Origin of the sequence: Mycobacterium sp. E3198 (assembly GCF_001667015.1) — a bacterium.
Taxonomy (GTDB): Bacteria; Actinomycetota; Actinomycetes; order Mycobacteriales; family Mycobacteriaceae; genus Mycobacterium.
In genome coordinates, this window is sequence record NZ_LZIS01000160.1 from 38622 (window position 1) to 53112 (window position 14491).

4 protein-coding genes are annotated in these 14491 nt (G+C 68.8%); 1 reads left to right on the top strand and 3 read right to left on the bottom strand.

Translation table 11 applies throughout. The annotated features are described in order from the left end of the window. Positions 1–4 precede the first annotated feature (4 nt). Together A5673_RS18040 and A5673_RS18045 are read right to left on the bottom strand one after the other, a co-directional pair. A complete protein-coding gene (locus A5673_RS18040) occupies positions 5–4567 on the bottom strand; it encodes a non-ribosomal peptide synthetase (RefSeq protein ID WP_156748344.1) in 4563 nt (1520 codons plus the stop codon). 5 nt (positions 4568–4572) lie between these two features. Then, positions 4573–4803, bottom strand: coding sequence for an MbtH family protein (locus A5673_RS18045; RefSeq protein WP_066960386.1), 231 nt, complete (start codon positions 4801–4803; stop codon positions 4573–4575). Between the two features lie 836 nt (positions 4804–5639). Here A5673_RS18045 and A5673_RS18050 point away from each other — a divergent pair. Continuing rightward, a complete protein-coding gene (locus A5673_RS18050) occupies positions 5640–6506 on the top strand; it encodes a class I SAM-dependent methyltransferase (protein ID WP_082958817.1) in 867 nt (288 codons plus the stop codon). Positions 6507–6552: 46 nt separating this feature from the next. Here the strand turns inward: A5673_RS18050 and A5673_RS18055 are convergent. Continuing rightward, positions 6553–14491, bottom strand: a 7939-nt coding sequence (locus tag A5673_RS18055) for a type I polyketide synthase (protein WP_068235230.1), incomplete at its 5' end; no start/stop codon positions are given.

The window sequence follows — 14491 nt, forward strand, 5'->3', positions numbered from 1 at the left end:
TACGTCAGCTATCCGCATATTGCCGCTGCAGGTCGTCGATTTGTTGCTGGCTGAGACCGGCAGCGATGTCCGACGGCGTCAACCCGCCCCCGCCGCCGCGCACGTGCGCGCAGATGCCGGTCAGCGCGTCGAACCACAACCGGTTCAGCCGGCCGACCAGCGCCTGATCCAGGACCGAGGGCGCCCACGTCCAGCGCGCGTGCAGCTGCGGGCCGGTGTCGGCGTCGACCGTGCTGGCGTTGAGCTCCACGGTGTGCATCAGCGGCATCGGGATGGCCGCGGCAACGTCGGTGACCGACCAGCCGTCCTGGCTGAGCCGCCACACGTCACCGGACACCTCGGCCGCCCCGCCGAGCCTGCCCAGATAGTTGAACCCGATCGGCGGGTCGGCCGGTGCCAGCTCGACATCGCTGTTCAGGTAGCGCAAGGCGCCGTAGGTCAAGCCGTCCGGCAGCGCGCGGAGTTGCTCTTTGGCGTCCTTGACCACCGCGCCCAGCCGCGCATCACCGGCCACCACCCGCGCCCAGTCCAGCCCTCCGACCGCCAGCGAGACCGGGTATTTGGTCGTGAACCACCCGACGGTGCGGGACAGGTCGACGTGGGGGGCCAGTTCCTCCTGGCGCCCGTGCCCCTCCACGTCGATGACGATCGGCGCGCCGGCGCCGGCGAATTCCGCGACGGCCAAGGCGAACCCGATCAACAGGATCTCGTGCACCCCGGCATGAAACGCGGCCGGCACCTCATCCAGCAGCGCCCGGGTGGTCTCGGCATCCAGCTGCGCCGACAGGTTGCCCGCGCTCAGATAGGTATCCACGTCCGGACGCACGGCCGGCAGCGCCGCGCGCGCGGACGCGATCTGCCGCCAGGCGTCGGCCTGCGCCACGACTTCCGGGCGGTGCGCGTGCTCGGCCAGCAGCGACGCCCAACGGGCGAAAGAGGTCCCGGGCGCCGGCAACACCAACTGCTGCCCACCGCGATGCTGGGCCCAGGCGATGTTGAGGTCCTCGAGCAGAATGCGCCACGACACCCCGTCGACGGCGAGGTGGTGAACGATCAACACCAACTGCCCGACGTCGGCCACCCACAGCGCGCTCAGCATCGACCCGGCCGCCGGGTCCAACCGCGACCGCGCCTCGATCACCGCCTCGTCGGACAACGCCGGCACCGCGCGCAGGCACGCGCGGGCATCCACCGAGCCGGGCTCGGGCACGGTCAACGACCAGCCGCCGGCGCCGTCGTCCTCGACCCGCAACCGCAGCGTGGCGTGCCGATCCAGCACCGCCTGCAACACCGCGACCACGTCGGCCTCCGTCACCCCGGCCGGGGCCTGCACCGACACCGCCTGGTTGAACTGATCGACCGGTCCCTCGACACCGTGCAGCCAACGCATGATCGGTGTCGCGACCACCGCGCCGATGCCCTCGTCGCTCTCGTCGGCGTCGCCGGTGGCCACTTCGGCCACGCGGGCCAGCTGGGCCACGGTTTGCTCGACGAAAATGTCTCGCGGCCGGCACACCACCCCGGCGGTCCGCGCGCGCGCCACCACCTGCATCGACAGGATGCTGTCCCCGCCGAGCTCGAAGAACGACTCGTCCACCCCGACGCGCTCCAGCCCGAGCACCTGCGCGTAGATGTCTGCCAGGATCTCCTCGACCGCGTTGCCCGGGGCCCGATACCGATCGACGTCCTGGTACTCGGGCGCCGGTAGGGCTCGCTTGTCGAGTTTGCCGTTGACCGTCAGGGGCACCGCGTCGATCACGACCACCGCGGCCGGCACCATGTACGACGGCAACCGCTCGGCCAGCGCAACGCGCGCCGACGCTGCGAACGAGGCCGGCTCGGCGGGTCCCGTCACGTATCCCACCAGGCGCTTGTCGCCGGGGCGGTCCTCGCGCGCGATCACCACCGCCTGCTCGACCCCGCCCAGTTCCGCGAGTGCCGCCTGGACCTCACCCAGTTCGATGCGGAAGCCGCGGATCTTGACCTGCTGATCGGCGCGCCCCACGTACCGCAGCTGCCCGTCGGCGCCCCACCACGCCAGGTCCCCGGTGCGATACATGCGCGCCCCGGGCTCCCCGAACGGGCACGCGACAAACCGCGTCGACGTCAGGCCCGGCCGCCGCCAGTACCCACACCCCGCGCCGCCGCCGGCCACATACAGCTCACCCACCACCCCGGGCGGGACGGCCTGCATCCACGCATCGAGGACGAAGAACGCGTACTGGCCCAACGGCACCCCGATCGGGCTGGCGGACCGCTCGACATCATCGGCGACGATCTCCCGAAACGAGGCGTGCACCGTCGTTTCGGTCGTCCCATACAAGTTGAGCAGCCGGGGGGTTTCCGGATGGTTGTCCAGCCACGTCCGCAACCGCTGCGGTTCCAGTGCTTCACCGGCGAAGATCACCGCCTGAAGCTGGAGTTGACGTCCCAGCTCGGGTGAGAGCGCGTCCGCGGTTTGCAGCGCGTAGAACGCCGACGGGGTCTGGCTCAAGACTTCGACGTGTTCGTTGACCAACAACGCATGGAAATCCTCGGGCGAGCGGGCCACCGACTCGGGCACCACGACGAGGCGGCCGCCGGATGCCAACGCACCCCAGATCTCGCACACCGAGACGTCGAAGGCCAACGAATGCCACTGCGACCACACCTGCCCCGGCCACAGCTCGACGTCCAGGGACTCCAGCAACCGGGTCACGTTGTGGTGGGTGACGGCCACCCCTTTGGGGACGCCGGTGGTCCCCGAGGTGTAGATGAGGTAGGCGATGTTGTCCGGCTCGGGCGCCGGCAGCGCCGTACTGGGTTGGCGGCCGACCTCAGGGTCGGCGACGTCGATGATCAGCAGGTCGCGGCCACCCAACCGATCGGCCAAGCCGGTGGTGGTGATCGCCGCGATCGGCGCGGAGTCGTCGAGCATGAACTCGATCCGGGTCGCGGGCACCGCGGGGTCGATGGGCACGTACGCGGCCCCGGTTTTGAGCACCGCCAGGATCGCCACGATCGCCTCGGCCGACCGCGGCATCAGCAGCGCCACCCGCTGGCCCGGGCCGACCCCGTGGCCGGCCATCAGGTGCGCCAACCGGTTAGCGGCTTGTTCGACCTCGCCGTAGGTCCACGATGATTCCCCGAACGTGATCGCCACCGACTCCGGGGCGCGGTCAGCCTGCGCGGCGAACATCGCCGGAATCGACTGCGAAGCCGGTGCCGGCCGGCTCAACACCGCACGGTTACCCCACCCGTCCAGCCCGTCGAGCTCGGCGGCGTCGTGCAGATCCATCGACGAGAGCCGCCGCCCCGGGTCGGCGGTCATCGCCGCCAGCGCCCGGCCCAACCGCCTCGCCAATTCGGAGACCTCGAGCTTCGCAAACGGGCCCCCGGCGCCCGCGGTGCTGAGAAAGAGCTGGTCGCCGCCGCCGGAGAAGATCAACGCGAAGTCGCCCACCTGAACGGGATTGGTGAAGGACGCCGACGCCGCGACGCCGGCGAAGTCCATCGTCATCTTCGACGGCATGAAGTTCACGCTCACCCGGCCGGCTCGCTGGCCCGCGCCCCGCGGGTCGGCCTTGCGTTCCAGGGCGTGCACGGGGAACCGCTGATGGTCGAGCGCCTCCCGTATTCGCGCGTCGACATAGGCGCAGAAATCGGCGACCGTGGCTTGCGGCGGGACGCTCAACACGAGCGGCACCACCCCGGAAAGCATGCCCGGCAGCGTCTTTGACTCCGGCCGCACGCGCCTGCTGACCGGGAAGTCGAGCACCACCTCCGAGCCCTCGGCGCACCACCCGCGCGCTAACAGGGCACACGCGGCGGTGATGACCGACGATCGAGGCATATTCCACGAGTCGGACAATTCTTGAACTCGGCGCAGCACGGCAGCGTCCAGTCGAACCGGCGCAGAAGGCTGGGACGGATCGTCCTCATCCACGGCCGGGAGAAACCCGTTGTGCGGTCCGCTTTCGGGTGGCAGATTCTTGGCCCAATAGTCCTGATCGTCCACATAATCGGTGGACGCTTCGTATTCTGCCTCGCAGCGAACCAGGTCCTGCAGCGAGCCGAAGAAGGCCGGCGGAATGGGTGCATTCGAAACAATCGCCGCGTAGACCGTTGCAATCCGGTTTGCGATTAATGTAATTCCGGAGCCGTCGACGATTATGTGATGAAAGCACCCGAACAAATAGAATTCATCGGACCAGGTCTGGAACAAAGTGAAATTGAACAGCGGGCCGTCCGAGGGCATTGGCGTGTGCTGGATGGATAGCGCCATGCGACGGGCTTCCTGTACCGGATGGCGGGTGTCGCTCAGGTCGTGGAAGGCCATCTCGAAGTGCGGGTAATCGACCGCCCTCTGGAAGACCTGGCCATCGACCTCGCAGACGGCGGCCCTTGCCGGTTCGGCCTCCCCCATCACGTGACGGATCGCGCGCTGAAGCGAATCGCGGTCTACCGCGCCGTCGAATCGCACAAGAACGCCAAGCTGCCACTCCGTACCGGAGTGACCCGTTTCCTGCGCGAGCCAAATGTCCAGCTGTCCCCGCGTCAGGGGGAGAGCCCGGTCATCAAGTTCCATCCGGATTACCTATCAAACCCCTGTCCCGCCGCTAACCTTTCGCGCAGAGTTTTTGGCCGTATATCGGTCCAGTTCTGTTCGATGTAGTCCAGGCACGCTGCGCGGTCGGCTTCGCCATACACCACCTGCCAGCCGGCTGGAACATCGGCGAAGGCCGGCCACAGGCTGTGTTGTTCCTCGTCGTTGACCAAGACGAAGAAACTGCCGTCGTCGTCGTCGAACGGATTAGTGCTCACCGCGTCTCCAGACCGTCTACTGGACATGGGTATAACAAGTTCTAAACCATACTGGAGCCCCACAGAGCTTGTCTAAGCCTTCGCAGAATTAGCGGCGGCGGGGCTCTACCAACACCACCGCATCCAGAACGTTGCCTAGGCGAACTATTGGTATGGTTTCCCTCCGTCTGCCCTACCGGTGGTCTGCAAATCGGTGCCGGTCCGGTTGGCTCCGCCGCGGCCGGCCGCGATGCACGAGGCGATCCTTGGGCGATCCGCCTCCCCGGTGGCGCCCTGAATTCTCGGACGCGACGACGCCAACTGGGAGGGAAGCACCATCGCACGGACCGACGGGCCGCCGTGGCGCCTGGGACCGTCGACCGCGGCCCTGCGGGCACATATGCATCAAGTGGGGAATCGGCGCGTCGCGGCGCGGGCAAATCGTGAGTCTCCGGAGCCCCGCGGTGCCCAGCCCCGTCCGCGCGAACCCACGCCCGGAGCGCCGGCGGTCGCGGTCGCGCTGTCGTGGGCCTCGGGGCTCATCGGAACGCGAGAAGACGGCGAAGCGGCGATCTTCGCGATGGCGCGCATCGCCCCGGCCGCGCGGCCCGCGCAATGTATTGAGGCGACGCGATGAGCCGAAGGACCCGGTCGAGGTGAATTGAAGACGTCTCGACCACATGAATTTATAAGGCCTAACCCGTGCAGGTTGACCCCCTACCCGACGCGGAGTGGTCGTGTAGCATCCAACGTGCTTGGGCGGCACGCTGGACCGTGTATTCCGAGTCAAAATATTCACAATATGGACACCATGTGACCGATCATGGGTCAAAGCGGATCTGGTTGGGGCGACATAAATGGACAGCCATAGCGAATCTTCGGCGCAGGTTGAATCGACGGATAATTCATCAGTGGCGATGTCGGAGCACCTCGCTGACGACCTGCTTTCCACGACCGCCGTTGGCTGGAAAAGTTTTTATAATTTGCTCAGCCGCCGGCTAGAGGACGCCGGGGTCGCCGATTCATCTTTTTTCCTCAACTATGGGTACGCCTCGCTAGGTTCCAATGACGAATCCGCGTTCACCATTCGACCGGGAACTTTCAACGCCAACTCGGTCCGGCTGGTGCTCGAAGTCGTCGGATCGGTTGACCTCAACGGCCGCACAGTCGTCGAAATAGGATGTGGTCGCGGCGGCAACGCGGCGCTTGTCGCGGAGAAGTTCAGCGCCGAGGTGATCGGCATTGACATGTCCTCGGAAGCCATCGCTTTCTGCAGCAAAACTCACGTGAAGCGGCCGATCGACTTCAGAGTCGGCGACGCATTGAATATTCCCCTTCCCGATGCGTCGTGCGATGCCATCGTCAACATCGAGTCCTCACATTCCTACGGCAATTTGCCGAAGTTCCTGAGTGAAGTTCGCAGGATTTGCCGACCCTCGGGATGGTTCTTACACACCGACTTTCTGAGCCCCGAGGACTGGGACCAGGTGAGGATGCGTTTGAAGCGATCGGGCTTCGTCACCGAAAACGACCGCGATATCACCGGTAACGTGCTGGCGTCGCGCGATCAGGCGAGTGATACATGGGCTCAGGTTTATGGCGACGGAAATGCCCGTGTCGCGAACTTCCTCGCCCTGCCCGGGTCCGCGATCTACGAACAGATGCGGGCCGGCTTATTGGAATACCGGATACTGAGGTCTCAACTGCGCCCCGACGCCGCCTAGGGTCGGCCCCCGCGGCCGGCCCGGCCGCGGGGTGTTGCGCAGTCGACTACGTTGGCTCGGCCAAACCGACCGAATCCGCCTTGTCCGACTCCGGTACCTGGCCGGCCAGGTACTCGGCCAGCGACCCGATGGTCGGGTAGTCGAACACCGCGGTCGCGCTGATCGTGAACGCGCCACCGAACTGCGGAAGCAACCGGTTGCTGAATTCGACCGCCATCAGTGAGTCGGTCCCCAGCTCCAGGAACCGGCTCGTCGCGGCCGGCGGTTGCGCGAGCCTCAGGAAATTCTGGACTTCGTACCGCAGGTACTCCGTGAGGAAGCTGCCGCGTTCCGCCTCGGGCACCTCGTGCAGTTGGCGCAGCAACTCGCTGTCGCCGCGAGTCGCCGTGGCAGCGCTCGGCAGCACATGGTCCAGCATCGCGGGGCGAGTGGCGCCCAACCCCTTCGCGGCGCGCTGCCAATTCGCCTTGATGACGGTTGCCTGCCCCGTTCCGTGGGCGACAATCTCGTCGAGCGCGTTGAGCGCGGCCGAGGGTTCCAGCGGGATGAGACCCTGCGCACTGAGGTTGGCGCGCGCGGCGTGCGACGTGGCCATGCCACCCTTTGCCCACGGACCCCAGTTGATCGCCGTCGCCGGCAGGCCCTGGGCCCTGCGCTCCGCAACGAGCCCGTCGAGCAGCGCGTTGGCGGTCGCGTAGTTGGCCTGGCCGGGCGAACCGATCACGCTGGAGGCCGACGAGTAGACGATGAAGAAATCAAGATCGTCGTCCTTGGTGAGCCGGTGCAGGTAGCAGCCGCCGAAGGCCTTGGGCGCCAACGCCTTCCGGAAGCTTTCGGGGCTCTGCTGCGGCAGTAGCGCGTCGTCGAGGACACCCGCCAGGTGCGCGACCCCCGCGAGCGGCGGCAACTCCGCGCGGATTCGCTCCAACACCGCCGTGATCTGCGCTTCGTCGCCGACGTCGGCGGCGAAGACGTGGATGCGGGTTCGGTATCGCTCGGTGATGTCATCGATGGCCCGTTGCGCGTCGGCGTCCGGCAGGCGCCGACTGGTCAGGACGATGTCACCGGCCCCGAGCTGGGCCAAGTGGGCCGCCGTGTGCAGGCCGAGCGCGCCGACGCCGCCGGTGATCAGGTAGCTCCGATCGCCGCGCGGCTGCAGCGGTTTCGGCATCTGCAGCACGATCTTTCCGATGTGCCGGGCCTGTTGCATCCGGCGGAACGCGGTCTTGGCCTCCGTCACCGGGTAGACCTCGGCAGCGATCGGCTTCAATTCGCCCTTGGCCATGCTGTCGGCCACCTCGGCCAGCAACTTCCCCGTCCGCTCGGGTTCGTGCTCGATGCAGGCGTCCAGCGCGATGATCTCGTAGGCGATATCGGGACGGGCCGCCGCCATCTGCTCCCGGGTCCAGATATCGCGCTTGGCGATTTCGGCGAACCGGCCGCCCTGTGCGGTCGCCCGCACGGTCGCCGCGATGAACCCTTCACTGGTGAGGCTGTTCAGCACGACGTCGACGCCGGCGCCGCCGGTGTCGGCGAGGATCTGGTCCGCGAAATCCGTGCTGCGCGAGTCGTAGACGTGTTCCACGCCCATCTTGCGCAGCGCCGCCCGCTTGTACGTGCTGGCGGTGGCGAAGACGGTCGCACCGCGCTGCTGGGCGATCTGGATTGCGGCCAGACCGACGCCACCGCTGGCGGCGTGGATGAGAACCCGGTCGCCGGGTCCCACCTTCGCCCAGTCGAACGCCAGCCGGGTCGTCAGCGCCCCGGCGGGTAGGGTCGCCGCCCCGACCGCGCTCACCCCGTTCGGCACCGGCGCCAGGAACTGGGCCGGCACGTTGGCCCGGGTGGGGAACCCGCCCGGCATGAAGCCGAAGACGCGCTGGCCGACCTCGAATCCGGTGACGCCGGCGCCGACCTCGGTGACGACGCCGGCGAGGTCGCCGCCACCGGGCTGCCCCGGGTCGCCCGGGTACAGGCCGAGCACGTTCAGCACGTCGCGGAAGTTGAGGCCCGCGGCCTCCACCCGGATCTGCACCTCGCCCGCGCTCGGCGGCCCGACGTGCGTCTCGACCAGATGAAGGTTGTCGATCGCACCGCGTTCGGTCGGCTCCAGGTTGTAATCGGCAGCGCGGGGCACCGGGAGTTGGCCGCTGCGCGCCCACGGCAGCAGCCGCGGCACCAAATACTTTCCTTGTCGCAGTGCGAGTTCGGGTTCGTCGGCGGGTGCGCCGAGCAGGCTCGCCAGCGAGCGCACGGCATCGTCGGCCCCGTCGGAGTCGACCAGCCGGCAGCGCAGGCTGGGCTGCTCGGTGATGACGGTCCGCCCGAAGCCCCACAGCGCCGCCTGCGCCGGGTCCACCGGCTCGCCGGGCTCGGTCGCCACGGCTCGTTCGGTGACGATCCACAGTCCGCCGGTGAGTTTCAGGTCTTGCTGGGCCAACAGCGTGCGCACGACCGTGAGCAGCTCATCGAGCTCGGTCTCCAGCCGCGCGGCGAACTCGGCGCCCGACTCTTCCGCCTCGGGCCGACCGGGGCTGCGCCAGACCAATCCGGAGACGGGCGCGCCGCGGTCCTGAGCCTCGGCGAACACGTGCTTGAAGCGCTCCGGATCCGTGGCACGGTCCACGGACACGCAACCGGGCACGTCGGCCGCCAGCTCGTCGAACCCGGCGATCAGCCAGGTGCCGTCGCCGTTCCCGCCGGTGCCGCCCGACGCCGGCGCCGGCACTTCCTCCCAGCCGAGGGTGTACAAGTTGCGGGTGGCGTCGCCGCCGAGCCCGCGCAGCAACGCCTCGCGGGGCGCGCGCTTGACCGTGAAGTCGCGAATCTCGCCCAGCTGGCGACCGTCGCGATCCACGAAATCGAGATCGAACGCCTGCGTTTCGCTGTCCAGGCCGCCGCTCTGCCACCGGGCGCGGCAGTAGAACCGCCGTGGCATCTCGTCATGCAGCACCACCCGGCCGTAGCGCAGCGGCAAGAACAGGTCGCTCAAGCCCCCGCCATCCTCGGTCTCCGCGAGCGCCGCCTCCAGGGCCGGGAACGCAATTCCGGTGCACAGATCCAGCAGCACCGGGTGGATCGGCTCGCTGCCGAGCTGCTCGGCAAGCTCGTCGCCGATGGCGATATCCCCGATCGCCTCGCCGTCGCCGGCCCACAGCGATTTGAGCGACGTGGACCAGGTGGGGCCCCAGGTCAGCTCCATGTCGGCGAAGGTGTCGAACAGCTGCTGCGGACGCGCGCGGCCCAGCCGCTCGCAGGCCGCGTCGATGGATTCCGCCGGCTCCAGCGCGGGCTCGTCAGCGACATCAGCGCCGCCGCTGACGATCCGGCCGTCGGCGTTCAACGACCACTCGGCGCCGCGGTCACCGAACGGGCGGCTGTGCACCTGGAAGGTCCAGCCGCCGTCATCGACCGGATGCACCGTCAGCTGCACCTCCCGGGAAGTCTTGTCGCCCAGGATGATCGGCTCGTAGAAGAAGACCTCGCGCACCTGCGCCGGTGCCCCGACGGTGGCGAGGGCCATCGCCGCGTACGTTGCGCCCGGCACAACGACGGAGCCGTAGATGACGTGATGCGACAGCCACGGCTGCGTGTTCACGGACCACCGGCTGGTGTAGACGGAGTCGCCGGAGGCCAGGTCCTTTGCGTTCCCCAGGATTCCGGTTCCGGTGGCCCCATGTCCGTCGATGCCGCGGATATCGGCGTTCTTCGGCCAGAAGCGGCGGCGCTGGAAGGCGTAGGTGGGCAGTTCGAGCTTGCGGCGCGGCCGATGGTGCAGCGCGGCGAATACGGGCCGGTGGCCGCTGACGTACGCTGCGGCCAGCGCCTCTGCCATCTGACGCCGGGCATCGGCGTCCTTGCGCAGGGACACGATCGCCCGCGGCGCGGCCGAGGACTCGGGCCAGGCCTGCATGGCGGCGTTGGTCAGCACCGGTAGCGGACCGATCTCCATCAGCACCGAGCAGCCCAGCGCCGCCACGGTGCGCACGCTCTCGGCGAACTGCACCGGCTGGCGAGAGTGCCGCCGCCAATACTGGGCGTCGAGCGGGGTGTCCGCGGTGAGCAGCGCACCGGTCCGGTTGCACACCAGGGGCAGCGTCGGCACGGCGTATTCGAATTTGCTTGCGTACGACTCGAATTCGTCGAGCACCGGGTCCAGCAGCTCGGAATGGAACGCGTGGCTGGTGTCCAGCCAGGTGCAGCGAACGCCGTCATCGGTCAGCTTGGCGACGATCTGCTCCAGGTCCGCGCCGGGACCCGACAGCACCGTGTTGGGCCCGTTGTAGGCGGCGACGGAAATGTGCGGGAATTCTTCGGCGACGCCGTCCACTTTTTGTGCGTCGGCGAACACCGCGACCATCCGCCCGCCCTCGGGCAGGCTGCCGAACAGCCGGCCGCGTTCGGCGATCAGGCGCGCCCCGTCCTCGAGGCTGAACACCCCGGCCACGCACGCCGCCGCGTACTGGCCCACGCTGTGGCCGAGCACCACGTCCGGCTCGACGCCCCAGGACTGCCAGAGCCGCGCCAGGCCCATCTCGACGGCAAACAGCGCCGGCTGCGCAAAAGAGGTGTGCCGCAAGGTGTCTCCGGCCTCGCCGTCGGTGTCGAACAGCACCTCCAGCAACGGGCGGGGCAACATCGGATCGACAGCCTCCGCGCAACGCCGCACCGTGTCGGCGAACACCGGCTCGGTGTCGAACAGCTCACGCGCCATGCCCGGGTACTGGCTGCCCTGACCGGTGAACAACCACGCCGTCTTCGGTGGGTCGCCGCACACGCCGCGCACCGCACCCGGCCCCAGCCGGTTCTCGGCCAGCCCGGCCAACATCTCGCGGGCTGCCGCGACCGAGTCCACGACCAACGCGGCGCGGTGTTCGAAATGCGAACGCCCGACGCCCGCCGTGTAACACACGTCGGCGACATCGGCATCCGGGTGCTCCTCCAGCCACGTGGCGTACCGCTGCGCCATCACCGCCAGCGCCTCCGGCGATCGCGCCGAGAGCGGCAACACGCCGACCGGTTGCTCTTCGGTGGCGGGCTCGGGAACCGCGTCACCGTCCGGGGCGGCGTCGGCCGCTGGTGGCGGCGCCTCCTCGATGAGGACGTGGGCGTTCGTGCCGGAGAACCCGAAGGAGCTTGTTCCGGCGCGGCGCGGCCTGCCGTTGGCGTGCCACGGAATCGCCTGGTCCACAACGCGGACCGGCAGCGAGTCCCACGGAATGTTCGGTGACGGGTTCTCGAAGTGGAGGTTCTGCGGCAGCACCTCGTGCTGCAAGGACAACACGACCTTGATCAGGCCGGCGATCCCCGCGGCGGACTCGAGGTGGCCGATGTTGGTCTTGGCCGAGCCGATCAGCAGCGGCCGGTTCGGCTCGCGGCCGGCGCCATAGGCGGCCGCGGCGGCCTGGACCTCGATCGGGTCGCCCAGCGAGGTGCCCGTGCCGTGCGCCTCGAGGTAATCGACGTCGCCGCCGACGAGGCCGGCGCGAGCCAGCGCCGCGGTGATAAGCCGTTGCTGCGCACCACCGTTCGGCACCGTCAGACCACTGGAAGCGCCGTCCTGGTTGACCGCGCTGCCCCGGATGACCGCGCAGATGTGATCGTTGTCGCGCTGGGCATCGCTGAGGCGCTTGAGCACCAGGATCCCGCAGCCTTCACTGCGCGCGTAGCCGTTCGCGGCGGCGTCGAACGTCTTGCACCGGCCGTCGGCGGCCAGCATGCGGGCGCGCGCGGTGGCGACGATGGATGCCGGGCTCACCAGGACGTTCACCCCACCGGCCAGCGCCATGTCGCAATCGCCGGAATGCAGGGCCTGGCACGCCTGATGCACCGCCACCAGCGAGGCGCTGCACGCGGTGTCCACCGCCATCGCCGGGCCTTCCAGCCCGAGCGCGAACGCCACCCGGCCCGCGATGACGTTGAGGGCATTGCCGGTGATGAAGTGGGCCTCGATGGTCTCGACCGAGTTGGCGTTCAGCAGCTGGGAGTATTCGTTGGCGGCCACGCCCACGAACACGCCGGTTCGACTGCCGCGCAACGCCGCGGGCGCGTACCCGGCACGCTCCAGGCCCTCCCACGCGATCTCCAGCATCAACCGCTGCTGCGGATCCATCCACACTGCTTCGCGCGGGGAAATGCCGAAGAACTCCGGGTCGAACCCGTCGATGCTCTCGAGGTATCCGCCGTAGCGGGTGTAGATCTTGCCTGCCGCCTCGGGATCCGGGTCGTAATACTCGTCGACGTCGAAACGGTCGTCCGGGATCTCCCGGATCGCATCGACGGCGCCGGACAGCAGGTCCCAGTACGCCTCGGGATCGGGCGCACCCGGGAAGCGGCAGGCGACCGCGACGATCGCGATCGGCTCGTCCGTGCGCGTGGGCGCCGCGACCGGCGCGGGCTGCGCCGCCGCACTCGCCGGCGCCGGCGCGTCGAGGCTGAGGACGTCGTTGATGAGGAAATTCGCGACGTCGGTGATACGCGGGTAGTCCATCGCCAGGGTCGACGGCAGCTCCGCGCCCACCGCTCGCTCCAGGCGGCGCCGCAGTTCGACGGCCATCAGCGAATCCATGCCGAGGTCGAACAGCCCCGCCTCCTCGCGGATTTCCGCGGGGTCGATCCGGACCACGTCCGCGACCGCATCGCGCAGGTAGTCCACGACGAGTTTCTTTCGCTGCTGCACCGGCGCCGCGGTGAGCCGGTCGACCAATTGCGTGGTCCCGGATTCCGACGGTGCCTGTTCGGATTCGGGCACCTCACGCTGCAGCTGCGTGAAGAAGGCCCGCTTCCCCGCCATCTGGTAGAGCGGCAGGAAGCTGGCCCAGTCGATCCGGGCCACCACCCCGTGCGAGGTGCCCTTGCCCGACGACGCCATGATTTCGGCCATCCCCGCCAACGCATCGGCCGGCGACAAGGGCCGGACCCCGCGCTTGTCCAGTTCCGCGCGGGCGGCCTCGTCGGCCATGCCCGCGTTCGCCCACGGGCCGAAGTTCACGCTGATGCCGGGGACGCCCTGCTCACGCAGCCGCCAGGCCAACCCGTCCAGGAAGGCGTTGGCCGCGCTGTACGCGGTCTGGCCGCCGGCGCCCCACACCCCGGCGATCGAGGAAGTGCTGAGGAAGAAGTCCAGCTTCAGGTCCGCGGTGGCCTCGCTCAAATTCCAAGCGCCCCAGACCTTCCCGGCGAACACCCGATCCACTTCGGCGTCATCCAGGGCTTGCAGCGGGGTGGTGCTGATCTCGCCTGCGGCATGCACGACCCCGGCCAGCGGGGGCAGTTCGGCCCGTACGGTGGCCAGGACGTGCGCGACGTCGTGCGGGTTGGAAACGTCGGCCGTGATGACCCGGAGTTCGGCGCCGGTCTGTTCGCCGATCGCGTCGATGCGTTGCTGCGCGGCCTCGCTGGGGGCGCGCCGGCTGGTCAGCACCAGGTGCCGGGCCCCGTGCGCGGCAAGGTATTCCGCGACTTCCAGTCCGATCGCGCCCAGCCCGCCGGTCACCAGATAGGTCGCGTCGTCGCGGAGTGCCAGCGGTGTCCCGGCCGGCTGCCCGGCGCGTCGGGTCAGCCGTGGAACGTAGACAGTTTGGTCCCGAAGCGCGAATTGGTCTTCGCCGGCCGGTGCCGCCACCAGCTGGTCGATCAGCCGGGACCACACCCCGCCGTCCACCGCGCCGCCCGCGGGCAGATCCGCCAGCCCGCCCCACAGGCGGGGGTGCTCCAGCGCGGCGGCGCGACCGAAGCCCCACAGGCAGGACTGCGCCGGTGACACGGTGTCCGTGCCAGTGACCCGTTGTGCGCCACGGGTAATCAGCCAGATCGGGGCACGCAGTTCCGCGGCGGCCGCGGCACAGAAGAGCCGTCGCGTTCCGCTCAGCACTTGGTGTTGCATGCGTAACAGCGATTGGGTCGACGGTGCCGCGTCCGATCCGACGGCCGCGAGGTGCAGGACGCGCAGCGTCGGTTCGTCTGCTAACGCGGTGCGCAACGTT

Excerpts from the sequence above, each read along its gene's own strand:
- A5673_RS18040 (WP_156748344.1), bottom strand. The coding sequence starts at position 4,567 with ATGGAACTTGATGACCGGGCTCTCCCCCTGACGCGGGGACAGCTGGAC.
- A5673_RS18050 (WP_082958817.1), top strand. The coding sequence starts at position 5,640 with ATGGACAGCCATAGCGAATCTTCGGCGCAGGTTGAATCGACGGATAAT.